18 protein-coding genes and 1 tRNA gene are annotated in these 24,485 nt (G+C 43.9%); 6 read left to right on the forward strand and 13 right to left on the reverse strand.

The window, feature by feature from the left end:
• Nucleotides 1-78: 78 nt before the first annotated feature.
• The 12 genes from fusA to N480_RS10195 all read right to left on the reverse strand — a co-directional run bounded on the left by fusA (nt 79) and on the right by N480_RS10195 (nt 15,923).
• Nucleotides 79-2,193, reverse strand: coding sequence for an elongation factor G (fusA, locus tag N480_RS10140; protein ID WP_063372395.1), 2,115 nt, complete (start codon nt 2,191-2,193; stop codon nt 79-81).
• 27 nt (nt 2,194-2,220) lie between these two features.
• Complete coding sequence (gene rpsG / locus N480_RS10145) at nt 2,221-2,691, reverse strand: 30S ribosomal protein S7 (protein ID WP_063372396.1); 471 nt, start codon at nt 2,689-2,691, stop codon at nt 2,221-2,223.
• Between the two features lie 101 nt (nt 2,692-2,792).
• Entirely contained in the window at nt 2,793-3,167 is a 375-nt protein-coding gene (rpsL, locus tag N480_RS10150) for a 30S ribosomal protein S12 (RefSeq protein ID WP_010387308.1), read from the reverse strand.
• A 446-nt stretch (nt 3,168-3,613) separates the two neighbouring features.
• Entirely contained in the window at nt 3,614-7,795 is a 4,182-nt protein-coding gene (rpoC, locus tag N480_RS10155; RefSeq protein WP_063358451.1) for a DNA-directed RNA polymerase subunit beta', read from the reverse strand.
• A 104-nt stretch (nt 7,796-7,899) separates the two neighbouring features.
• On the reverse strand, nt 7,900-11,925 hold the full coding sequence (rpoB, locus tag N480_RS10160) for a DNA-directed RNA polymerase subunit beta (RefSeq protein WP_063372397.1): 4,026 nt from the start codon (nt 11,923-11,925) through the stop codon (nt 7,900-7,902).
• A 263-nt stretch (nt 11,926-12,188) separates the two neighbouring features.
• The gene (gene rplL, locus N480_RS10165; RefSeq protein ID WP_023400585.1) at nt 12,189-12,551 is read right to left on the reverse strand and encodes a 50S ribosomal protein L7/L12; all 363 of its coding nucleotides are present in this window, start codon (nt 12,549-12,551) and stop codon (nt 12,189-12,191) included.
• 72 nt (nt 12,552-12,623) lie between these two features.
• Nucleotides 12,624-13,118, reverse strand: a complete 495-nt coding sequence (gene rplJ / locus N480_RS10170; protein ID WP_023400586.1) for a 50S ribosomal protein L10 — start codon at nt 13,116-13,118, stop codon at nt 12,624-12,626.
• A 335-nt stretch (nt 13,119-13,453) separates the two neighbouring features.
• Entirely contained in the window at nt 13,454-14,158 is a 705-nt protein-coding gene (rplA, locus tag N480_RS10175; protein ID WP_063358452.1) for a 50S ribosomal protein L1, read from the reverse strand.
• 6 nt (nt 14,159-14,164) lie between these two features.
• Entirely contained in the window at nt 14,165-14,593 is a 429-nt protein-coding gene (gene rplK, locus N480_RS10180; protein ID WP_010387320.1) for a 50S ribosomal protein L11, read from the reverse strand.
• A 186-nt stretch (nt 14,594-14,779) separates the two neighbouring features.
• A complete protein-coding gene (gene nusG, locus N480_RS10185) occupies nt 14,780-15,337 on the reverse strand; it encodes a transcription termination/antitermination protein NusG (RefSeq protein ID WP_023400588.1) in 558 nt (185 codons plus the stop codon).
• A gap of 4 nt (nt 15,338-15,341) precedes the next feature.
• Nucleotides 15,342-15,719: a preprotein translocase subunit SecE gene (secE, locus tag N480_RS10190; protein ID WP_023400589.1), complete on the reverse strand. Its 378-nt coding sequence runs from the start codon at nt 15,717-15,719 to the stop codon at nt 15,342-15,344.
• Between the two features lie 127 nt (nt 15,720-15,846).
• Nucleotides 15,847-15,923 (reverse strand) — tRNA-Trp (locus N480_RS10195).
• Between the two features lie 416 nt (nt 15,924-16,339).
• Here N480_RS10195 and N480_RS10200 point away from each other — a divergent pair.
• Nucleotides 16,340-17,137 carry a hypothetical protein gene (locus tag N480_RS10200; protein WP_063372398.1) on the forward strand — a complete coding sequence of 266 codons (798 nt, stop codon included), beginning with the start codon at nt 16,340-16,342 and terminating at the stop codon, nt 17,135-17,137.
• A 43-nt stretch (nt 17,138-17,180) separates the two neighbouring features.
• Here N480_RS10200 and deoC read toward each other — a convergent pair whose 3' ends face one another.
• Nucleotides 17,181-17,942 (reverse strand): deoxyribose-phosphate aldolase, encoded by a 762-nt coding sequence (deoC, locus tag N480_RS10205; protein WP_196761472.1) that lies wholly within the window; start codon nt 17,940-17,942, stop codon nt 17,181-17,183.
• A 398-nt stretch (nt 17,943-18,340) separates the two neighbouring features.
• Here deoC and cysG point away from each other — a divergent pair, with 398 nt between their 5' ends.
• The 5 genes from cysG to cysC all read left to right on the forward strand — a co-directional run bounded on the left by cysG (nt 18,341) and on the right by cysC (nt 24,479).
• On the forward strand, nt 18,341-19,762 hold the full coding sequence (gene cysG / locus N480_RS10210) for a siroheme synthase CysG (protein WP_063372399.1): 1,422 nt from the start codon (nt 18,341-18,343) through the stop codon (nt 19,760-19,762).
• Nucleotides 19,763-19,797: 35 nt separating this feature from the next.
• Entirely contained in the window at nt 19,798-20,697 is a 900-nt protein-coding gene (gene cysD, locus N480_RS10215) for a sulfate adenylyltransferase subunit CysD (RefSeq protein WP_063372400.1), read from the forward strand.
• Nucleotides 20,697-22,112, forward strand: coding sequence for a sulfate adenylyltransferase subunit CysN (gene cysN / locus N480_RS10220; RefSeq protein ID WP_063372401.1), 1,416 nt, complete (start codon nt 20,697-20,699; stop codon nt 22,110-22,112). The genes cysD and cysN overlap by 1 nt, the downstream gene beginning before the upstream one ends.
• 64 nt (nt 22,113-22,176) lie before the next feature.
• Nucleotides 22,177-23,871, forward strand: a complete 1,695-nt coding sequence (locus N480_RS10225) for an SLC13 family permease (protein ID WP_063372488.1) — start codon at nt 22,177-22,179, stop codon at nt 23,869-23,871.
• An 11-nt stretch (nt 23,872-23,882) separates the two neighbouring features.
• The gene (gene cysC, locus N480_RS10230; RefSeq protein WP_063372402.1) at nt 23,883-24,479 is read left to right on the forward strand and encodes an adenylyl-sulfate kinase; all 597 of its coding nucleotides are present in this window, start codon (nt 23,883-23,885) and stop codon (nt 24,477-24,479) included.
• Nucleotides 24,480-24,485: the final 6 nt, after the last annotated feature.

The raw sequence follows: 24,485 nt of genomic DNA on the forward strand, positions 1-24,485 counted from the left end.
TTCAAACTTTTCTTTTGCCATTTTAAAATTTCCTATAAAGAAATTAAAGTCCAGTCCTAAGACCGGACCGAACTAAAATTACTTAACAGCGCGAGCTGCAATTATTGCGTCAGCAACGTTTTTCGCCGCTTCTGCGTACTTGGAGAATTCCATTGAGTACGAAGCACGACCTTGCGTTGCAGAACGTAAATCGGTTGCATAACCAAACATTTCAGACAGTGGAACTTGTGCATTGACAAGCTTAAGACCACCAAAAGCGTCTTCCATTCCTTCGATCATGCCGCGACGACGGTTTAAGTCGCCTACTACGTCACCCATGTTTTCTTCAGGGGTAGTGACTTCAACTTTCATAACAGGTTCTAAAAGCACTGGTTGCGCTTCTAAAGCACCATTTCTGAAGCCCATTGAACCGGCGATCTTAAAGGCCATTTCATTCGAGTCAACATCGTGGAAAGAGCCGTCAAATAACGTTGCTTTCACACCTAACAGAGGATAGCCCGCAAGCACACCCTGTTTCATTTGCTCTTGAATACCTTTATCAACCGCTGGGATATATTCCTTAGGAACCGTACCACCTACGATTTCATTCACGAATTCGTAAGTTGGCGCGTCTTCATCAGAAAAATCCATTGGTTCCAATTTCAGCCATACGTGACCATATTGACCACGACCACCAGATTGACGTACAAACTTACCTTCAGCTTCTACAGAGCCACGAATGGTTTCTCTGTATGCTACTTGTGGCTTACCAACGTTACAAACAACGTTGAATTCACGTTTCATACGGTCAACAATGATATCTAGGTGAAGCTCACCCATACCAGAGATGATCGTTTGACCTGACTCATCGTCAGTCTCAACACGGAAAGAAGGATCTTCTGCTGCTAGTTTACCTAGTGCAACACCCATTTTTTCCTGATCAGCGACTGTTTTCGGCTCTACCGCTACTGAGATCACAGGCTCTGGGAATTCCATACGCTCTAATGTGATCACTGAATCTTGAGAACAAAGCGTGTCACCAGTGGTAACGTCTTTAAGTCCAATCGCAGCAGCAATATCACCGGCGCGAACTTCTTTAATTTCTTCGCGCGAATTTGAGTGCATCTGAACAATACGACCAAAACGCTCTTTTTTACCCTTTACAGGGTTATAAACAGAGTCACCTTGACCAACCGTACCAGAATAAACTCGGAAGAAAGTCAATGTACCAACAAATGGGTCTGTCGCAATTTTAAACGCCAACGCCGAAAATGGCGCGTCGTCACTAGCTGGACGAGTAGCTTCAGATTCATCCTCTAGGATACCCTGAATCTCTTTAACCTCTGTTGGTGATGGCATGAATTCAATAACTGCATCAAGCACTGCTTGAACACCTTTATTTTTGAATGCACTACCACATGACATTGGCACAATTTCGTTGCTCAATGTTAGTTGACGAATAGCAGACTTAATCTCCTCTTCACTCAACTCACCTTCTTCTAAATATTTGTCCATTAGTTCTTCAGTCGCTTCAGCTGCACTTTCAACTAAGTGAGAGTGCCACTCTTCAGCTAAATCCTGAAGTTCTGCAGGGATCTCTTCATAAGTAAAAGTCATGCCCTGGTCACTTTCGTTCCAGTTAATAGCTTTCATTTTGATGAGATCAATAACACCTTTAAATTCGTCTTCAGCACCAATAGGTAACTGAATAGGCACAGGTGTCGCACCGAGGCGCTCTTTCACCTGATCCACAACTGCCAAGAAGTCCGCACCTGTACGGTCCATCTTGTTGACGAAGATCATACGAGGAACTTCGTATTTATTGGCTTGACGCCAAACAGTTTCTGTTTGTGGTTGTACGCCTGATGAAGCACAAAGAACAACAACTGCACCATCGAGTACACGCAAAGAGCGTTCTACTTCGATAGTAAAGTCTACGTGTCCTGGAGTATCAATGATATTGATGCGATGCTCAGGGAACTGAGCATCCATACCTTTCCAGAAACACGTTGTCGCAGCAGAAGTGATGGTAATACCACGCTCCTGCTCCTGCTCCATCCAGTCCATAGTTGCAGCACCATCATGTACCTCACCAATTTTGTGAGAAAGACCCGTGTAGTAAAGTACACGTTCTGTCGTGGTGGTTTTACCTGCATCTACGTGAGCACAAATACCGATGTTACGGTAGCGCTCAATTGGAGTAGTACGTGCCATAATATCCTCTTAAAGGTCTTGGGCAGATTACCAACGGTAGTGAGCGAATGCTTTGTTCGCTTCAGCCATACGGTGAACGTCTTCACGTTTCTTAACCGCAGTGCCTTTGTTGTCCGCAGCGTCAATGATCTCTTGTGCAAGACGAAGACCCATTGATTTCTCGCCACGCTTACGTGCAGAGTCAACTAACCAACGCATACCTAATGCGTTGCGACGAACTGGACGTACTTCAACTGGTACTTGGTATGTAGAACCACCAACACGGCGAGATTTAACCTCAACCGCAGGGCGTACATTTTCAAGTGCAGCTTCAAAGATTTCTAGGTGCGACTTGCCTGATTTTTCAGCAGCCACGTCTAGCGCACCATATACGATTTTTTCAGCAGTAGATTTCTTGCCGTCTAACATTACTACGTTAACGAATTTAGCAAGAAGTTCTGATCCGAACTTCGGATCTGGAAGAATTTTACGTTGACCTATTACGCGTCTTCTAGGCATTTTATCTCTCCGATATCTTCAGGTTCGTTTCTTCAACGAATCCCCAAAACAAATTATTCAATATTAAAACTTAAGTGCTTGGCCTTACTAACGGAGAACCATTAGCCCTTAGGACGTTTTGCACCGTACTTAGAACGACCTTGTTTACGATCGTTAACACCCGCACAGTCAAGCGCACCACGTACAGTGTGGAAACGCACACCTGGTAAGTCTTTAACACGACCACCACGGATAAGGATTACACTGTGCTCTTGAAGGTTGTGGCCTTCACCGCCAATGTAAGAAGTTACTTCGAAACCGTTCGTAAGACGAACACGCGCTACTTTACGTAATGCAGAGTTTGGTTTCTTTGGTGTAGTTGTATATACACGAGTACATACACCACGCTTTTGTGGACAAGCTTTAAGAGCAGCAGAGTTGCTCTTTGTAACCTTGCTGCGACGTGGCTTACGTACTAGCTGGTTAATAGTTGCCATTAAATAGCTCCTGATTAGTTAAAATTACTACTGAAAAAATAAAATCGACCCAATTATTCGTGCCATTTTGATAGAACGAGTAAATGGGTGGCCGAATTTTAATGAGCAAAGATTAACCTGTCAATAAAAATCCATTTCACGGCGGTATTTTTCGCTAATTTTGTTGTTTTGAGAGCATAAAGTGCTGGGGTGGGTACAAACGCAGAGGTGTATCACAAAGCTGAATCTAAACGACGTTGAATAACTATAAGAAGTCACGCTTCATCAACTCGACAACCAACGTTGAGAAGTGAATATATCACACGAAATAGATTGTTAGATGGCAATATATTTTGCAGCTAGCCTCTTAACTAAAACGAATGGTATGGATTGCATGCGCCTTAAATCAAAAAAGCCGTCCCTAGGACGGCTTTTTAACGATACTGAAATCAGTATTTAAGCATGGCTTATTTGTTACCACCAAGCAAATCAGCATTCAATGCATCTGTCAGCGCTTGAGACGCTTCTTCTGCACTTACTGTCTGCTCTTCAACCGGTAGCTCGCTTTCTTTGCGACGGTTGATACGATCTTGGTGATACGCGAAACCAGTACCCGCTGGGATTAAGCGACCAACAATTACGTTTTCTTTAAGACCACGTAGCTCATCGCTCTTACCATTTACAGCAGCTTCTGTTAGAACACGCGTTGTCTCCTGGAACGATGCCGCAGAGATAAACGATTCAGTTGCAAGTGATGCTTTAGTAATACCCATTAGCTGAATTTCAAATTTAGCTGGGATCTTACCTTGCTTCTCAAGCTCACGGTTTGCGATGTTTACGCGTGCCACTTCAGCTTGCTCACCTGCTAAGAATTCAGTGTCACCACCATCAAGGATGATACACTTACGCAGCATCTGACGAACAATCGTCTCAATGTGCTTATCGTTAATCTTTACACCTTGTAGACGGTAAACTTCCTGAACTTCGTTCGTGATGTAGTTTGATACATCAGTCACGCCACGTAGACGTAGGATGTCATGTGGAGACTCAGGACCATCGGCGATAACTTCACCTTTAGCAACCTGCTCACCTTCGAACACGTTCAGCTGACGCCACTTAGGAATCATTTCTTCGTAAGCATCACCTTGATCAGGCGTGATTACTAGACGCTTCTTACCTTTCGTCTCTTTACCGAAGCTCACAGTACCTGTGATCTCTGCAAGAATTGCAGGATCTTTCGGCTTACGCGCTTCGAACAGGTCAGCAACTCGAGGTAGACCACCCGTGATATCACGAGTCTTCGAACCTTCTTGCGGGATACGTGCTAATACGTCACCCGGCTGAACCGTTGCGCCGTCTGTGATTTCAATCGTGGTGAATGAAGGTAGACGAATTTCTTGTAGGCCACGCTCTTCGTTTTCAATGATTAACTTAGGCTCTTTTGCATTCACCTTAGCTAAGTCTTTAACAACAACACGCGTTAGACCAGTAAGCTCATCTGTCTGTGCTTCTGTGTTTGAGTCATCGATATCGCTGAACGATACTTTTGACTGATGCTCGATAACGATTGGGTGACTATGCGGGTCCCACGTAGCAACAATATCATTACCTTTAACTTCAGCACCATCTTGTACAGAAAGAACCGCACCGTAAGGTACTTTATAACGCTCTTTCTCACGACCTTGCTCATCGATAACCGTGATTTCAGTCGAACGTGAAGTTACAACGATCTTACCATCAGTATTTAATACATATTTGGCATTGTGTAGCTTCATGCTACCGTTGTTTTTAACTTGTACGCTGTTTTCAGCAGATGCTCTTGATGCCGCACCACCGATGTGGAACGTACGCATCGTAAGCTGTGTACCTGGCTCACCGATTGACTGAGCAGCGATTACACCGACTGCTTCACCCGGGTTGATGATGTGGCCACGTGCAAGGTCACGACCGTAACAGAATGCACAAACACCAAAGTCATTTTCACAAGTGATTACAGAACGTACTTTAACTTCATCTACTGAGTGCTCTTCTAAAAGGTCACACAGTTTTTCGTCAAGCATTACGTTACGCTCAACAAGTACGATGTCAGTACCTGGCTTACATACGTCTTCAGCAACAACACGACCTAGAACACGCTCGCGAAGTGGTTCTACAACGTCACCACCTTCAATAAGCGGCTTCATTACTAGGCCTTCTAACGTGCCACAATCTGATTCGTTGATAACCAAATCTTGCGCAACGTCTACTAGACGACGAGTTAGGTAACCTGAGTTCGCTGTCTTAAGTGCGGTATCGGCAAGACCTTTACGTGCACCGTGCGTTGAGATGAAGTACTGAAGTACGTTTAGACCTTCACGGAAGTTAGCTGTGATTGGCGTCTCGATGATTGAACCATCTGGACGTGCCATTAGACCACGCATACCCGCTAGCTGACGTATCTGAGCTGCACTACCACGTGCGCCCGAGTCGGCCATCATGAATACTGAGTTGAAAGAGTCTTGTTGCTCTTCTTCACCCTGCGCATTCACTACTGTGTCTTTCGATAAGTTTGCCATCATTTCACGTGAAAGGTTTTCGTTAACACGTGACCAGATATCGATAACTTTGTTGTACTTCTCACCCGCAGTTACAAGACCAGACTGGAACTGTTGGTTGATTTCAGCAACCTCAGCTTCAGCGCGCTCGATGATTTCAGTCTTAGTAGGTGGAATAACCATATCGTTAATACCGATAGACACACCTGACTTCATCGCGTAGTGGAAACCTGTATACATCACTTGGTCAGCAAACACGACAGTGTCTTTTAGACCTAGACGACGGTAACACTCATTAAGAAGACCAGAGATCTGCTTCTTACCAAGTGCTCTGTTGATAAGCTCAAACGGTAGACCTTTTGGCATGATCAATGAAAGGATCGCACGACCTACTGTTGTATCAACAATATGAGTTTTCTCCGAACGCTCGCCTGTTTCTTCGTCAACAATAGTTTCTGTTAAACGAACCTTTACGCGTGCGTGAAGCTCAGCAGTGCCTGTACGGTACGCTTTTTCTGCTTCTTTCGGGTCTTTAAACGCAATACCTTCACCTTTTGCATTGATGCGGTCACGCGTCATGTAGTAAAGACCTAATACAACGTCCTGTGAAGGAACGATGATAGGCTCACCACTTGCAGGTGAAAGGATGTTGTTTGTAGACATCATTAGTGCACGTGCTTCAAGCTGTGCTTCTAATGTTAACGGTACGTGTACCGCCATTTGGTCACCATCGAAGTCAGCGTTATATGCCGCACACACCAACGGGTGTAGGTGAATCGCTTTACCTTCGATAAGTACCGGTTCAAATGCTTGGATACCAAGCCTGTGAAGTGTAGGAGCACGGTTCAATAGAACTGGGTGTTCGCGGATCACTTCATCAAGTACGTCCCAAACCTCTGGTACTTCACGCTCTACCATCTTCTTCGCAGCTTTGATGGTAGTTGCCATACCACGGCGCTCTAGCTTACCGTAGATGAATGGCTTGAATAGCTCTAGTGCCATCTTCTTCGGAAGACCACACTGGTGAAGTTTAAGCGTTGGACCAACTGTGATTACAGAACGGCCTGAGTAGTCAACACGCTTACCAAGAAGGTTCTGACGGAAACGACCTTGCTTACCTTTGATCATGTCTGCAAGCGACTTAAGTGGACGCTTGTTAGAACCCGTGATCGCACGACCACGACGGCCATTATCAAGTAGTGCATCTACCGCTTCTTGTAACATACGCTTTTCGTTACGTACGATGATGTCTGGTGCAGCTAGGTCTAGTAGACGCTTCAGACGGTTGTTACGGTTGATAACACGACGGTATAAGTCGTTCAGATCTGAAGTCGCAAAACGACCGCCATCTAGTGGAACTAGTGGACGTAGATCTGGTGGTAGTACAGGTAGTACGCTCATGATCATCCACTCAGGATTGTTACCTGATTGGTGGAATGATTCCATAAGCTTAAGACGCTTAGTAATCTTCTTACGCTTAGTCTCAGAGTTAATCGTTGGTAACTCTTCACGCATTTCTGCAATTAATTGACCAAGGTCTAATTCGCGAAGTAGATCAAGTACAGCTTCTGCACCCATCTTCGCTTCGAATTCATCACCATGCTCTTCTAGTGCATCTAGGTACTCTTCTTCACCTAATAGCTGACCACGCTCTAGCGTCGTCATACCAGGCTCTGTTACTACGAAAGATTCGAAGTACAGTACACGCTCGATGTCACGTAGTGTCATATCAAGCATTAAGCCGATACGAGATGGAAGTGATTTAAGGAACCAAATATGCGCAACTGGACTCGCAAGTTCAATGTGACCCATACGGTCACGACGCACTTTAGTTAGTGTAACTTCAACGCCACACTTCTCACAAATAACACCACGGTGCTTTAATCGCTTGTATTTACCACACAAACATTCGTAATCTTTTACTGGGCCGAAAATACGGGCACAGAATAAGCCGTCACGCTCAGGCTTGAAAGTACGGTAGTTGATTGTCTCAGGTTTCTTTACTTCACCATATGACCATGAGCGAACCATGTCTGGCGAAGAAAGACCAATGCGAATTGCATCGAATTCTTCGGTCTTATTTTGTTGCTTCAGAAACTTAAGTAAGTCTTTCACCTTAGCTCTCCTGTCGGAGTTAATCTTGAGGGCAAGCAGTGCTCACCCCTTCATTCTTTACAGTTACAGTCCGGGTTGGCAGCTCTCAAGAGCTGCCGGTCGGATTAACTTTCTTCCAACTCGATGTTGATACCTAGCGAGCGGATTTCTTTCAACAATACGTTGAATGACTCTGGCATACCCGGTTCCATCTTATGGTTACCGTCTACGATGTTCTTATACATCTTCGTACGACCGTTTACGTCATCCGACTTAACTGTCAACATTTCCTGTAGTGTATAGGCAGCACCGTATGCTTCTAATGCCCATACCTCCATCTCACCGAAACGCTGTCCACCGAACTGTGCTTTACCACCCAGCGGCTGCTGAGTAACTAGGCTGTAAGAACCCGTTGAACGCGCGTGCATCTTGTCGTCTACTAAGTGGTTTAGTTTCAGCATGTACATGTAACCAACAGTTACTTGACGCTCAAACGCATCACCAGTACGACCATCATAAAGCGTAACCTGACCACTTGACGGGTAACCACCCAGCTCTAGTAGCTCTTTAATTTCGCTTTCTTTAGCACCATCGAATGCTGGCGTCGCGATTGGTAGACCACCTTTAAGGTTGTTAGCTAGACGACGAACTTCGTCATCTGAGAAGCTAGCAATGTCTACTTCTTGACGGCAGTCACCAAGCTCATACGCTTTCTTGATGAAATCACGTAGCTCATGAAGCTCCGCTTGCTCTTTCATCATGTCTTCGATGCGCTCACCGATACCACGTGCTGCCAGACCCATATGCGTTTCAAGGATCTGACCGATGTTCATACGAGACGGTACACCTAGTGGGTTAAGAACGATATCTACCGTGCGACCTCTTTCGTCGTAAGGCATATCTTCTACTGGTACGATTGTCGAGATAACACCTTTGTTACCGTGACGACCAGCCATCTTATCACCTGGTTGGATACGACGTTTAACAGCTAGGTAAACTTTAACAATCTTAAGAACACCTGGCGCTAGATCATCACCTTGTGTGATCTTACGACGCTTGTTCTCAAACTTTTTGTCGTATTCAGCTTTAAGCTCGTCATACTGAGCTGCAAGTTGCTCAAGTTCTGCCTGTTGTCCTTCGTCTGCAAGGCTCTGAGTCAATAGTTTCTCTGCACCTAGAAGCGCAATTGCATCTTCATTTTGACCAGATTCAACAAGTAGTTTACGTGCACGCGTTAAGATGCCGCCTTCAAGGATCTTAAATTCTTCGTTGAAGTCTTTTTTCGCTTCACGAAGCTGCATCTCTTCAACTTCTAGTGCACGCTTGTCTTTCTCCACACCATCACGTGTGAATACTTGAACGTCAATAACTGTACCAGATACAGAGTTAGGTACGCGTAAAGAGCTGTCTTTAACGTCAGATGCTTTCTCACCGAAGATAGCACGTAGTAGCTTTTCTTCAGGTGTAAGTTGCGTTTCACCTTTAGGCGTTACTTTACCTACTAGGATGTCGCCGCCTTTAACTTCAGCACCGATGTATACAACACCTGATTCATCTAGTTTGCCAAGTGCAGACTCACCGACGTTAGGGATATCAGCAGTGATCTCTTCTGGACCAAGCTTAGTATCACGCGCAATACACTGAAGCTCTTGGATATGGATCGTAGTTAGACGATCTTCTTGTACAACTCGCTCAGAAAGTAGGATTGAATCCTCGAAGTTGTAACCATTCCAAGGCATGAACGCAACACGTAAGTTCTGACCAAGTGCCAAATCACCTAAGTCTGTTGAAGGACCATCGGCAAGTACGTCACCACGTACTACTGGCTCACCAACCATACAAGTTGGCTTTTGGTTGATACACGTGTTTTGGTTCGAGCGCGTGTACTTAGTTAGGTTGTAAATGTCGATACCCGCTTCACCTGGAACGCGCTCATCTTCATTAACGTTTACAACGATACGGCTCGCATCAGCATACTTAACGACACCGCCACGCTTAGCAACGATTGTTACACCTGAATCTTTTGCAAGTGTACGCTCGATACCGGTACCTACTAACGGCTTATCAGCACGTAGCGTTGGTACTGCTTGACGTTGCATGTTCGATCCCATTAATGCACGGTTCGCATCATCGTGCTCTAGGAATGGGATAAGTGCCGCAGCAACAGAGATAACCTGTTGAGGCGATACATCCATATATTGGATGCTGTCGCTTGGCATAAAGGTTGATTCACCTTTATAACGACATGGAATTAGCTCTTCTGCAAATTGGTTTTCTTCAGTTAAGTTTGTATTCGCCTGTGCGATTACAAATTGACCTTCTTCAATTGCAGATAGGTAATCAACTTCGTCTGTAACGATGCCGTCAACCACTTTACGATATGGTGTTTCAAGGAAACCATAGTCGTTGGTGCGCGCATACGTTGACAATGAGTTGATTAGACCGATGTTTGGACCTTCAGGCGTTTCGATTGGACAAACACGACCGTAGTGCGTTACGTGTACGTCACGTACTTCGAAGCCTGCACGTTCACGTGTCAAACCACCCGGACCTAATGCAGAAATACGACGCTTGTGCGTTACTTCTGAAAGCGGGTTGTTTTGGTCCATGAACTGTGACAACTGAGAAGAACCAAAGAATTCTTTAACAGCTGCCGAAATCGGCTTAGCATTGATCAGGTCTTGTGGCATCACGTTATCTAGATCACCTAGACTTAGACGCTCACGAACAGCACGTTCAACACGTACTAGACCAACGCGGAATTGGTTTTCAGCCATTTCACCAACAGAACGAATACGACGATTACCTAAGTGGTCGATATCATCCACTTCACCTTTACCGTTACGAATGTCGATTAGTACTTTCATAACAGAAACGATGTCTTCTTTGCTCAGCGTGCCTGGGCCTGTGTCTGAGTCATAACCAACACGGCTATTGAACTTCATACGACCAACAGTTGATAGGTCATAACGCTCGTCAGAGAAGAATAGGTTGTCAAATAAAGCTTCTGCAGCTTCTTTTGTTGGTGGCTCACCTGGGCGCATCATACGGTAGATTTCTACCAATGCTTCTAGGCGGTTTGAAGAAGAATCAATACGCACTGTCTCAGACATGTACGCACCGCTATCTACTTCGTTGATATACAAAGTATCAATCTTAGTGTGGCCAGCCTTCACAAGCTCAGCCATCAACTCAAGCGACAATTCAGCGTTCGCTTCAGCGATGATTTCACCTGTTGACTCATCGATGTAGTTTTTAGCTATAACACGACCAATGATGTACTCATGCGGTACTTCAAGTTGTGTAATACCTTTTTTCTCGATGTTTTTGATATGACGAGCTGTGATACGACGGCCCTGTTCAACCAGTACTTCACCCTCTGCATCTTTTAGATCAAATGCAGCAGTCTCACCACGCAGGCGAGCTGGTACTAGTTCCATCATCACTTTACCGTTTAATACTTCAAACGCTGTTGTCTCGAAGAACAACTCAAGAATTTCTTCAGTTGTGAATTCAAGTGCACGTAAAATGATTGAAGCTGGTAGCTTACGACGACGGTCGATACGAACGAATAGGTTATCTTTAACATCGAATTCAAAGTCTAACCATGAACCACGGTAAGGGATAACACGTGCATTATAAAGCACTTTACCCGAAGAGTGAGATTTACCGCGGTCGTTATCAAAGAATACACCAGGTGAACGGTGTAGCTGAGAAACGATAACACGCTCGGTACCGTTGATAACGAAAGTACCTGTGTCTGTCATGAGCGGGATCTCGCCCATGTAAACTTCTTGCTCTTTAATGTCTTTTACTGTGCCTGGCGCTTCTTTGTCCATTAGCACAAGACGTAATTTAACGCGAAGTGGAGCAGAATAAGTCACACCGCGAATTTGACATTCTTTTACATCGAATACTGGTTCTCCGATACGGTAACTCACGTATTGAAGTTCAGAATTGCCCGAGTAGCTTTTGATTGGAAACACAGAACGGAATGCAGCTTCCAATCCAGTATCGCCATCCGCGTCCGGAGTAATGAATTTTTTGAACGATTCCAACTGCGTTTGCAAAAGGAAAGGTATATCCAAAACTTGTGGACGTTTACCAAAATCCTTACGGATACGTTTCTTTTCAGAATAAGAGTAAGCCATGGGGTTCCTCAGCTTGCTGATCTTTGACCCAACCTGTTCATGCAGAACAGCATTCATTGGCATCTAAGCCATGATAACAACATCTAAATTGTCTTCCCAAATTCGACAGTCCCCAAAAAGATTAAGCCATTGAAAAACTTGAAGAATTCAGGTTTTTATTGCGCAATAGTAATACTTTCGCTCTAGAGCGCAAAAGGGCCGGTGATTAAAAAATCACCAGCCCTTGCCTGATTTCTCAGGCAGCGAACCTAGCGTATGCTAGATTACTTGATCTCAACTTCAGCACCAGCTTCTTCAAGATCTTTCTTAAGTGCTTCAGCTTCTTCTTTAGAAACAGCTTCTTTGATTGGCGCAGGAGCAGACTCAACAAGAGCTTTTGCTTCTTTAAGGCCAAGACCAGTTGCACCACGTACAGCTTTGATAGCAGCAACTTTGTTACCGCCAGCGCCAGCTAGGATTACGTCGAACTCAGTCTTCTCTTCAGCAGCTTCAGCTGGACCAGCAGCAACAACAGCAGCAGCTGCAGTTACGCCGAATTTTTCTTCCATTGCTTCAACTAGTTCAACAACTTCCATTACTGACATTTCAGCAATCGCGTCAAGGATTTGGTCTTTAGTTACAGACATTTTAAGTTTCCTAATTAATCACGAACCCATGAGGTTCAAAAAAATTTATTGATGAAAGTGTAAAAGGTGCGATTAAGCAGCTTCTTCAGCTTTCTGAACACGTACAGCTTCAATTGTTTTAACCAATTTACCAGCTGACGCTTCTTTCATAGCGCTCATTAAGCGTGCAACAGCTTCGTCGTAAGTAGGTAGCTTAGCAAGCATATCTACGTCAACAACATTGCCTTCAAATGCAGCCGCTTTCAGTTCGAACAACTCGTTTTTCTTTGCGAAATCAGCAAAGATACGAGCAGCAGCACCTGGGTGCTCTGAAGAGAAAGCGATTAGGCTTGGGCCTACTAGCGATTCGTTAAGGCACTCATAATCAGTACCTTCAACAGCGCGTTTAGCAAGCGTGTTACGGACAACTTTCATCCATACGCCAGCTTCACGAGCTTCTTTACGAAGCGCAGTGATCGCATCTACTGTTACACCACGAGAATCTGCAACTACTGCAGATAGAGCACCTTTGGCAGCTTCGTTGACTTCAGCAACAATTGCTTTTTTGTCTTGAAGATTTAAAGCCATGGGTGTTACTCCTGGTTGATAGGGAACATGTCCCTAGTTCTACTTTACTCAAAGCCAAATGACTTTGAGCTGCTTTTTACGGCGAGAACCAGAAGATTAGGAAAATCTAGCTGGGATTCACACCGTCTACGTAGGAAGATTAAGTAACAAAGTTACACCTACGGTCTTGGACGGAAACGCAATTTATCGATTTTATTGTAGACCAAATTTGATAAACAACAGTTCGAAATTATGCGCTTCAACCCGAATTCTTTGCTTCGCTGGAAGTCACTTCTCAACGAAATGGCGCAAAATTATAGTCTAATTTTTACGCCATGTAAACGCTAAAATCTAAATTACGCTACTTGCGTGTTTAGAGTAGCTTGGTCTACAGCAACACCCGCGCCCATAGTCGTTGAGATGCTTACTTTCTTCAAGTAAGTACCTTTCGCTTGAGAAGGCTTAGCCTTCTTAAGAGCAACGATAAGTGCTTCAAGGTTTTCTTGAAGCTGGTTAGCGTCAAAGTCAACCTTACCGATTGTAGTGTGGATGATACCATTCTTGTCGTTACGGTAACGAACCTGACCAGCTTTAGCGTTTTTAACTGCTTCTGCAACGTTAGGCGTTACAGTACCAGTTTTAGGGTTAGGCATAAGACCACGTGGACCTAGGATTTGACCTAGCTGACCAACAACGCGCATTGCATCTGGAGAAGCAACAACAACGTCAAAGTTCATTTCGCCTTTCTTAACTTGCTCAGCAAGCTCTTCCATACCTACTAAGTCAGCACCCGCTTCTTTAGCAGCGTCAGCGTTAGCACCTTGAGTGAAAACTGCAACGCGAACTTCACGACCAGTACCGTGAGGTAGTACAGTTGCACCACGTACGTTTTGGTCTGATTTACGAGCATCGATGCCAAGGTTTACAGCAACGTCTACACTTTCAACGAACTTTGCAGTAGCTAGTTCTTTAAGAAGAGCAACAGCTTCGTTGATTTCGTACTCTTTAGTTACTTCCACTTTCTCGCGGATAGTACGCATACGTTTAGTTAATTTAGCCATTCTCAATTACCCCTCTACGTTCAAGCCCATTGCACGTGCAGAACCTGCGATCGTGCGTACAGCTGCGTCCATATCAGCAGCAGTAAGATCTGGACGTTTAGTCTCAACAATCTCTTCTAGTTGAGCACGTGTTACAGTACCAACTTTTTCAGTGTTAGGACGGCCAGAACCAGACTTGATACCAGCAGCTTTCTTAAGAAGGTAAGAAGCTGGCGGAGTTTTCATGTCGAAAGTGAATGAACGGTCGTTGTAAACAGAAATGATTACAGGAACCGGTGCACCTTTTTCGATAGACTCTGTACGTGCGTTGAACGCTTTACAGAATTCCATGATGTTCACACCGTGTTGACCTAGTGCAGGACCTACTGGAGGACTAGGGTTAGCCATACCAGCAGCAACTTGTAGCTTGATTAGAGCTTCAACTTTTTTAGCCATGTTAAATAACCTCGTTAGATGGGTCTTAGCCTTGTGCGCGCGAGGACGCGTACTCAAACGGCTTCCCGATTAAAAAATTCTTACTTTTTGCGGTAGTATTTCACTACCTACAAAAAGGCCGCTGATTATAGTTTAATCAGCGGCCTTTTTCAATTATTTTTTGCAATAGTACAAAAATACTGCAAATTAAGTATCTTGCTCGACCTGACCGAACTCAAGATCAACTGGTGTTGAACGACCAAATATAAGTACAGACACTTTTAAGCGACTCTTTTCGTAATCCACTTCTTCAACAACACCGTTGAAATCTGCGAATGGACCATCGATAACGCGAACCACTTCACCCGGCTCAAATAGAGTTGCTGGCTTAGGCGCTTCAGCATTCTCTTGTAGACGGTTAAGAATACGATCAGCTTCACGCTGACTAATAGGTGCAGGACGATCAGACGTTCCACCGACAAAGCCCATAACACGAGGTGTACTGTTCACCAAGTGCCAAGTTGCGTCGTTCATCACCATCTGAACAAGCACATAGCCAGGGAAGAACTTACGCTCAGATTTACGCTTTTGACCAGCGCGCATCTCTACAACTTCTTCTGTAGGTACTAGTACTTCACCGAAGTCTTCTTCTAAGCCTTCAATTTTAATATGCTCGATAATAGTTTGAGCAACGCGCTTTTCAAAACCAGAAAACGCTTGAATTACGTACCAACGTAATTTCTTTTCTTTGTTCTCATCCGACATGGGATCAGATCTCCAATCCAGTTAAAAAGCCAACAGCACGGAATAGCAAGCCATCTAATCCCCAAAGGATAAGTGCCATCACTACTGTTGCTGCCATCACGATAATTGTAGTATGCGTTGCTTCTTGACGCGTAGGCCAGACAACTTTACGAACCTCAATACGAGACTCTTTTGCAAAAGCAATAAAAGTACGTCCTTTTTCCGTTGTTGCGGCAATACCTAAAGCAGCGCCAACTGCAACCACAACGCCTACGGCGCGTACCAGTGCAGACATATCTGCATACATGTAGTTACCAACTACTGCGCCAGTGAGTAGTACAACTGCAACTAGCCATTTTACCGTGTCCATCGAGCTAGACGGGTTTTCAACATTAGTGCTCATAATTGTTTTACCTTAAATACAGACACAACAACCCTGTCGCTGACAGGGTTAATCCATTAAATCCAAATTTATAAATAAGCGACAAGAAAACACACATTATTTTAGATTTGGACTAAAAAGTATTGAGTGGCAGGGGCGGCAGGACTCGAACCCGCAACCATCGGTTTTGGAGACCGCTGTTCTACCAATTGGAACTACGCCCCTGCAAAGTGGATGCCCATTATACTGACGAACAATCTGAAAACAAGTGTAAAAGTTATACATCGCATTATTTTCCCTGCTTTTGTTCTATTAACGGAAATAGACACCCTATTTTACGCTCATCGACACGCACATTTTTAGCTAAAATTTTGCTCAATAACAAGCATTTATTATTGCATCACTGGCTAAAAAAGATACACTTCAGTCAAAATGAGTATGTCCAAAATTTTGCGCTCAAGCACTAACTTATAGTTGTGCAGCGCTGTAGCCATTTTATTAAAAAACAACTGTATTGTTAATCTCATGCTGAACATATATGTTGGGCTAAGGAGTGAAACTTCAAGGCGCTCCAGAAAAGTTTGGCTATCAGTACCAATTGCAAACTTGCAGGATAAATAATAACAATCAAAGGATATTGAATGATTCAGAGATATACGTTGGCACTCACTGCCATTTTAATTGTCGGTTGTGAAAGTAAGGACTCAGATAAGGTTGAAGATCTATCGACCACCTCATTATCACAAGAGGGTTTTATAATCTCTCAATTCTATACAAATAGAAATAACTATCAGCCATATCTTCAAGCGACCATTGAAGGCACCGTAACGCTTCAGGATAACGACGGGAAGTTAATTAAGTTAACGGGCGCGGACAGCCTTCAGCTCGTTGCTACGAGTGGTGAAACCTATACTTTCTCTAATAAACAGCGCTCAAATTTAGGCGCAACACCTGAGCATTGCTGTGTTATCTCAACAGTGCTAAAAGAGCCTCTGAAAGCACAGGATAGCTTTAAAGTTAAATTATCTAGAAATGAGTCTATCACGTCATTTGACACTGTCACTTTTCCTCAATTGGTCGAGTTTATTTATCCAAGTAACGAACAGGATCTAGCAGCCATTACGCTGGATAATGATGAGCTAACAATGAGTTGGCAGCCCCAAACCGATAGCGATTTAAAAAATATAGAGCTATCTATTCAAACACCAGAACAGCATAGACCTTGTCCAGCACGCATTCATCAGCGCTGGTTTAAGTCAGCACAAAATGGTGAAAAGCAGCAACCCGAAGACAGGCACTATTCTGAGCTCAATCACCAGCTTACTGTAGACCTTTCTAAGCTTGCTGAGTGCGAAAAGCCTTGGCGCATATACATCACATTTAACTACTTCAACGGCCAGATAGGACAGCAAATTCTTGACTTTACAACCCCCCTTTAACAAGGGTAAAGAGGAGTAGCATTCGCTACTCCCTCACTGATAATCAAGACTCTTTTACCAAAATTGCTTTTATATCTGCAAGTAAGCTCGAAGCACCAAACCTGAAGTGTTCTGCATCTATAAAGGATTGACCCAATATTCGCTCAGCAGCATCTAAAAAAGGTAGGGTTTCGGCAACGGTCTTTACACCGCCGGCCGCTTTGAATCCAACAGGCTTGTTATTGGCCTTAATTCGAGAAAGCATAATCTCAGCCGCTGGTAAAGTGGCATTAACTGGCACCTTACCTGTGCTTGTTTTTATAAAGTCGGCGCCCGCTAAAATCGCAATGTCACTCGCTTGTGCGATCATTTCAGGCTCACTAAGGACTCCGCTTTCAATGATCACTTTAAGTTGTACTTTTTCACCACATACATCTTTGCTGGAACGCACATACTGCCAGGGTGTATCAGGGTCACCCATTATCACTTGATTGTATGGCATCACGAGATCAATCTCATCCGCACCATCTGTAATCGCTTGGCGTGTTTGTTCTAGCACCACCTCTAAGGGCTCTTTACCCGATGGAAAGTTCGTTACCGTTGCTATCTTAATACTATTAAAACCGCGCTCTGCCAGTTGTGCTTTACACAACGCCACAAATTGTGGATACACACAGATAGCCGCTGGCAATCCTACTTCTGCGTCGATTTCGTCCAACATCGCGACAATGCTTTCGTTAGTATCATGCGCATTCAACGATGTTAAATCCATTAATTCAAGCGCGCGCTTTGCCTCATTATGCAAATTCACTCGAGTTGAACCCATTACGTCTCCTTAACGCGTCGTGCAGTCTTCGCAAGACCGCATATCGCGCTCTCTATTATCCTGTTATATACCATTGCCAGTAAAATGGATTCAACGCCCTCCCTACAGGACATTTGTCCGCACATTAAACTCTTTCGGCACTTAACCACCATGTATGCTGCTAAACCGCTTTCAATTATATCTCATAACCAATCGCTATAAGTTGCTAATATCGATACATTTAGCTTTCTAACCCTTGAATTATAAGCCTTAAACCAAAATTGAAGTTGGTATATAACTTTTTGTTATATATTTTGGGTTAATATTATTTTTTAGTCTTTCCGGGTCAATATATTCTGCCTTTCAGCTAAGCCAGAGATGTAGGCTTAAACCAAGGTTATGCATAAGGGGCAAAGGTTGTGCAATATTTACCTATATTTACAAAACTAGACGACAAACCAGTGCTTATTGTTGGCGGTGGTGATGTAGCACTGCGCAAATGCCAAGCGTTTTTAAAAGCGCGCGCACAGGTCACAGTTGTCGCGCCCAGCTTTTGCAATGAGTTATTGGCACTATCACAACAAAATAAAGTCTCATTAGTCGAGGAGTACTTCGAAGCACACCATGTACTTGGCATGATGCTCATCATAGCAGCAACTGACAATGAGGCAGTAAATAAAGCAGTATGTGATGCCGCAAATACTCACAATATTTTTGTAAATGTTGTCGATGACCAGCCCAAGTGTGGATTTATCTTTCCTTCGATTGTTGATAGAGACCCGATAACGATTGCAATTTCAAGTGCTGGTACTGCCCCAGTTTTAGCACGCCGACTCCGCGAAAAGCTAGAAGCGATTATACCGCATCATACCGGTGCTCTAGCTCGTTTAGCTGGAAGCTTCAGAGAGCAAGTAAAGGCACGCTTTAAATCGTTTGCTGACCGTCGCCAATTTTGGGAACGCGTATTCGATTCCAGCGTCGTACGTAAGGTGCAAGTGGGTGATACACAAGGCGCAGAGCAACAACTTCATGATTTACTCACGAGTACGCCTAAACCGGAAGGGGAAGTATATATTGTGGGCGCAGGGCCCGGTGACCCTGAGCTTCTGACAATTAAGGCCTTGCAGTTAATGCAACAAGCAGATGTCGTCGTTTATGACTACTTAGTTTCGGACGAAATTATGGAGTTAGTAAGGCGCGATGCAGACCTTGTTTGTGTGGGCAAAAGAGCAGGAAATCATAGTGTAAAACAAGAAGATACAAATGAAATGTTGCTCAATTTTGCTAAACAGGGTAAAAAAGTATGTCGTATCAAAGGAGGCGATCCCTTTATTTATGGAAGAGGTGGCGAAGAAGTCCAAGTTCTTGCTAAACATGGGGTTAAGTACCAAATAGTTCCTGGGATCACCGCAGCTGCTGGCTGTAGTGCCTATGCAGGCATACCGCTAACACACAGAGATCATGCACAAGCTATCCAGTTTGTTACTGGCCACTGTAAAAAAGATGGCCAAGAGCTCGATTGGCGTGGGTTAGCGCAAACAAACCAGACACTTGCGATTTATATGGGCGTTATTAAATCGCCACATATTCAGGCCAAACTGCTTGAGCATGGTAGATCCCCAGAAACACCGATAGCGATAGTTGAAAATGGCACTCGCAAATCCCAACGAGTGGTCAGAGGCACACTCAGTGAACTCGCAACAAAGATTGAACAACATCAAATTCAATCTCCCGCCTTATTGATCATAGGGGAAGTTGCGGCACTGCATGAACAATTAGCGTGGTTTGGACAAAGCGAACAAGTGAATAGTTTTGCTCAACCAATAACAAAAGTAGCTTAACAGTTTTAATTTAATTAACAGTAGGACGACGAACAATGGCTTTAACCCACCTTCAGCAACTTGAAGCTGAAAGTATAAAGATTATTCGCGAAGTCGCTGCAGAGTTTGACAATCCAGTGATGCTTTACTCAATTGGTAAAGACTCTTCAGTGTTACTTCACTTGGCGCGTAAGGCATTTTACCCAGCGAAGATTCCTTTCCCTCTACTGCACGTAGACACAGATTGGAAATTCCGTGAGATGATTGAATTTCGCGACCGCCTTGCGAAAGAATATAACTTTGACCTGATTGTGCATAAGAATCCTGAAGGTATAGCCATGGGCGTAGGGCCGTTTACACACGGTTCGGCCAAGCACACTGATGTCATGAAAACACAAGGCTTGAAGCAAGCATTGGATAAATATGGTTTTGATGCTGCATTTGGTGGTGCACGCCGCGACGAAGAAAAGTCTCGTGCAAAAGAGCGCGTGTACTCTTTCCGTGACAAGCACCACCGCTGGGATCCGAAAAACCAACGTCCAGAATTATGGAACACTTACAACAGCCAAGTTAACCCCGGTGAAAGCATCCGTGTATTCCCACTATCTAACTGGACCGAACTAGATATTTGGCAATATATCTATCAAGAAAATATTGAGATTGTGCCACTTTACCTTTCTGAAAAACGTCCAGTCGTTGAGCGTGATGGTACGTTGATCATGGTGGATGACGAGCGTATGCCACTCAAAGAAGGTGAAGTACCAGAAATGAAGTCAGTACGATTCCGTACTTTGGGATGCTACCCACTCACAGGTGCCGTTGAATCAGAAGCAAATACGCTGACAGGCATCATTGAAGAAATGTTGCTATCCACATCATCAGAGCGTGAGGGTCGTGTAATTGACCATGACTCAGCAGGGTCAATGGAGAAGAAAAAACGTGAGGGGTATTTCTAATGTCTACAGCTAATGAAGTAAGAGAGTTAGGGATTGAAGCATACCTTTCTCGTCAACAAGGTAAAAGCCTATTGCGCATGATGACATGCGGTAGTGTTGATGACGGTAAGTCAACATTGATTGGTCGTCTACTGCATGACAGTCACCAAATCTATGAAGATCAATTGGCTGCATTGCACAAAGACAATGAGAAAGTAGGTAACGCTGGTGAAGAGTTGGATCTTGCGTTGCTGGTTGATGGCTTACAAGCTGAGCGTGAACAAGGTATCACTATTGACGTTGCGTATCGCTATTTCTCAACGGCAAAACGTAAGTTCATTATCGCGGATACACCAGGACATGAGCAATATACTCGTAACATGGTGACGGGTGCTTCAACGAGTGACTTGGCCATTATCCTAGTTGACGCGCGTTATGGTGTGCAGATTCAAACTAAGCGCCACAGCTTTATCTGTGACTCTCTAGGTATCCAACAGTTTGTGGTAGCAATCAATAAAATGGATATTGTTGACTTTGATGAAGCAGTATTTGAAAAAATCAAAGCTGACTATTTGAAGTTTGCTGAGCAATTAAATGTATCAGATATCAAGTTTGTACCCATGTCTGCATTGAAAGGCGATAACGTTGTTACCCGCTCTGCACATACGCCATATTACACTGACAAGCCGCTATTAGAGTTATTAGAAGACTCGCCAGCGGCTGAAGCAAACCACAACTTCGAAGCTCGCTTCCCTGTTCAGTATGTCGTACGTCCTAACCTTGATTTTAGAGGTTTTCAAGGGACTTTAACTTCCGGCTCTCTGTCAGCAGGTCAAGCGGTTAAGGTGTTGCCTTCAGGCAAGCAGTCTACTATCAAAGAGTTAGTAACTTTTGATGGTAATCTTGAACAGGCACAAACAGGTCAAGCATTTACGATTACACTGGCGGATGAAATAGATGTCAGCCGTGGTGATGTCATAGTACCAGCACAATCTACAGCGGCTGTTACAAACTTGATCCAGGCGAAACTGGTTTGGATGCATGAAGAACCGCTTGTGCTAGGTAAGAATTACAACTTTAAATTAGGTAGTAAAAATACCTCTGCTATCGTGCGAAAGATTGATCACACAATTGACGTGAACACCCTTGAGAAAGGTCAAGCTGAACAACTTCAATTAAATGAGATTGCGATTGTGACACTTGAACTGACTGAAAGCATTGTCGCAGATATCTATCGCAACAACCACGAAACTGGCTCTTTTATTCTCATTGACCGCATCAGCAACTTAACTATTGGTGCGGGCATGATTGAAGCCCTGTTAGCAGAAGAGTCTGTAAAGCCAAGCGAGTTCAGTGCATTTGAACTTGAATTTAATGCCCTAGTACGTAAGCACTTCCCACATTGGCAAGCGCTTGATATTAGCAAGTTAAAATAATCGCTTCTATGCCTGTTATAAGGAGAAATACGTGCTAGTTGATCAGATCATCTTAACAGGCATTATGCTCGCTTTAGTCGTGTGCTTATTCGGCACACGGCTTAACCCAGCTTGGTTATTTGTCAGTGCAATTGGCGTCAGCTATTTAACTGGTTTAATCGAGCTGGAATCTATGTTGGTAAATTATGCCAACCCATCGTTAATTACTTTGGTACTATTGATCATCGTATCTATTGCCATAGAAAAAACGACCTTAGTGCAAAAATTAGCCAGCACATTGGCCAGTGGTAGCTTATCTAAATCAGTTATGAAGCTGGGATTGTCCACGGCCTTATTGTCCTCATTTACAAACAATACTGCCGTTGTCGCCTCATTAATAAGTACCATTAAAGAAAGCCAAACGCACTCCCCCTCTAAATTGCTATTGCCTCTTTCTTACACCGCCATATTGGGTGGTACATTAACATTGATTGGCACCTCCACTAATTTGATAGTCAATGGGTTTGCCGTAGATGCAGGCATGGCACCACTGGGCTTTTTTGATTTTACTTTAGTCGGTATCGGGGCGTTATCTGTTGGCTTATTGACGATTCTATTGCTATTAAAGTTTCTGCCTGATCATGGTACTGAAAGCGAAGAAGTCGTCCCTTTTTACTTAGAAGGAAAAGTCGCAATAGGCTCAAAACTTATTGGGCGTACAGTAGAAGAGAATGGCTTACGAGATTTGAAAGACCTTTTTCTAGCCGAAATAATGCGTGGTGAAAGACGTATCAGTGCGGTGACACCACAACAAGAAATTCGCCAAGGTGATGTACTGCTTTTTGTCGGCGACATTAAATCAGTGCCTTTATTAAGACAATTCGATGGTCTGCAAGTAGTGCATGACAAACATGAAAAAGATGCCGAACATTTGGTCGAAGTCGTCGTAAGTCAATCATCGAAATTTCTGGGTAATACCATTAAGGAAATTCGCTTCAGAGAACAATTTCATGCTGCGGTGATTGCGATTCGCCGTGGCCACGACCGCCTCCAAGGCGGCTTGGGTAAGGTACAGCTACAAGCTGGCGACTCACTTATTCTTGCCCCAAGCTGTGAATTTTACGAGCTACCAGATTTAAAGCGCGAATTTGTATATATTTCTGGATTAGATTTACAAACACATTTAAACCAAAAGCAGTCGAGCCAAGTTCTGCTCGGCTTTGCAGCCGTTATCGGGTTGGGCATCTTTGATATTGTCCCTCTGGTTAAAGGGCTACTGGTTTTACTCTTGGCATTGGTTGCTTTGGGTACCATTAAAGTCAGTGAAATGAAACGCCGCTTTCCAATAGAGTTACTGGCTATTGTGGGCAGCGCTATTGGCCTAGCAAAACTCATGATTGATACTGGGCTTGCTAGCAAAATTTCAGATGCGCTCTTTTTATTACTCGGTGATTTTGGCCCTTATGGTGCTTTCATTGCCATATTTGTAATGACGGTGGTTTTTACGGAACTCATTACCAATAACGCTGCTGCTGCACTGTCTTTTCCAGTCGCCTATGCACTCGCTGTAGGCTTTGGCGTCGACCCATTACCGTTTATCATGGCTGTGGCATTTGGTGCTTCGGCTAGCTTTATTTCTCCCTTTGGTTATCAGACAAACTTGATGGTGTATAGTGCCGGAAATTATCGTATCAGAGATTACGTTACGGTTGGTGTTCCGCTCTCAATAATCTACTCCATCACTGTTTTAACCTTGATCCCAATGGTCTTTCCCTTTTAAAGGACAGTTTCATGGATAAAAACATTGTTTGGCATAACTATGCCGTAGAAAAAGCACATCGTGGCGAGCTTAAAGGTCATAAGCCCGTTATTTTGTGGTTTACTGGTTTTTCAGGCTCTGGAAAAAGTACGGTCGCAAATGCACTAGAAAGTGCTTTACATCAAATTGGCGTACATACATATTTACTAGATGGTGATAATGTAAGGCATGGCCTGTGTAAAGACCTGAATTTTAGCGATGAAGATCGTATAGAAAATATTCGCCGTGTTGGCGAGTTAAGTAAATTAATGGTTGATGCAGGGCTGGTTGTACTAACCGCTTTTATCTCCCCCTTTCAAGCCGAACGAGATATGGTTCGTGAATTGGTCGGAGAAGGTGAGTTTATCGAGGTGTTTTTAGATACTCCATTAGAAGTGTGCGAGCAACGAGATCCTAAAGGTCTGTATAAAAAAGCACGCGCTGGAGAAATTAAAAACTTCACTGGTATCGACTCTGACTATCAGCCACCTGTCTCACCAGAAGTGAAAATCAATACAGGTGAAAATTCTCTAGAAGAGTCAGTACAACAACTCATTGAATATTTAAAAAATAAAAAAATCATAAAGTAATAAGGA

This window comes from Pseudoalteromonas luteoviolacea S2607, from assembly GCF_001625575.1.
GTDB lineage: Bacteria > Pseudomonadota > Gammaproteobacteria > Enterobacterales > Alteromonadaceae > Pseudoalteromonas > Pseudoalteromonas luteoviolacea_E.

Excerpts from the sequence above, each read along its gene's own strand:
- fusA (WP_063372395.1), bottom strand. The coding sequence starts at position 2,193 with ATGGCACGTACTACTCCAATTGAGCGCTACCGTAACATCGGTATTTGT.
- rpsG (WP_063372396.1), bottom strand. The coding sequence starts at position 2,691 with ATGCCTAGAAGACGCGTAATAGGTCAACGTAAAATTCTTCCAGATCCG.
- rpsL (WP_010387308.1), bottom strand. The coding sequence starts at position 3,167 with ATGGCAACTATTAACCAGCTAGTACGTAAGCCACGTCGCAGCAAGGTT.
- rpoB (WP_063372397.1), bottom strand. The coding sequence starts at position 11,925 with ATGGCTTACTCTTATTCTGAAAAGAAACGTATCCGTAAGGATTTTGGT.
- rplL (WP_023400585.1), bottom strand. The coding sequence starts at position 12,551 with ATGTCTGTAACTAAAGACCAAATCCTTGACGCGATTGCTGAAATGTCA.
- rplJ (WP_023400586.1), bottom strand. The coding sequence starts at position 13,118 with ATGGCTTTAAATCTTCAAGACAAAAAAGCAATTGTTGCTGAAGTCAAC.
- rplA (WP_063358452.1), bottom strand. The coding sequence starts at position 14,158 with ATGGCTAAATTAACTAAACGTATGCGTACTATCCGCGAGAAAGTGGAA.
- rplK (WP_010387320.1), bottom strand. The coding sequence starts at position 14,593 with ATGGCTAAAAAAGTTGAAGCTCTAATCAAGCTACAAGTTGCTGCTGGT.
- nusG (WP_023400588.1), bottom strand. The coding sequence starts at position 15,337 with ATGTCGGATGAGAACAAAGAAAAGAAATTACGTTGGTACGTAATTCAA.
- secE (WP_023400589.1), bottom strand. The coding sequence starts at position 15,719 with ATGAGCACTAATGTTGAAAACCCGTCTAGCTCGATGGACACGGTAAAA.
- N480_RS10200 (WP_063372398.1), top strand. The coding sequence starts at position 16,340 with ATGATTCAGAGATATACGTTGGCACTCACTGCCATTTTAATTGTCGGT.
- deoC (WP_196761472.1), bottom strand. The coding sequence starts at position 17,942 with ATGGGTTCAACTCGAGTGAATTTGCATAATGAGGCAAAGCGCGCGCTT.
- cysD (WP_063372400.1), top strand. The coding sequence starts at position 19,798 with ATGGCTTTAACCCACCTTCAGCAACTTGAAGCTGAAAGTATAAAGATT.
- cysN (WP_063372401.1), top strand. The coding sequence starts at position 20,697 with ATGTCTACAGCTAATGAAGTAAGAGAGTTAGGGATTGAAGCATACCTT.
- N480_RS10225 (WP_063372488.1), top strand. The coding sequence starts at position 22,177 with ATGCTCGCTTTAGTCGTGTGCTTATTCGGCACACGGCTTAACCCAGCT.
- cysC (WP_063372402.1), top strand. The coding sequence starts at position 23,883 with ATGGATAAAAACATTGTTTGGCATAACTATGCCGTAGAAAAAGCACAT.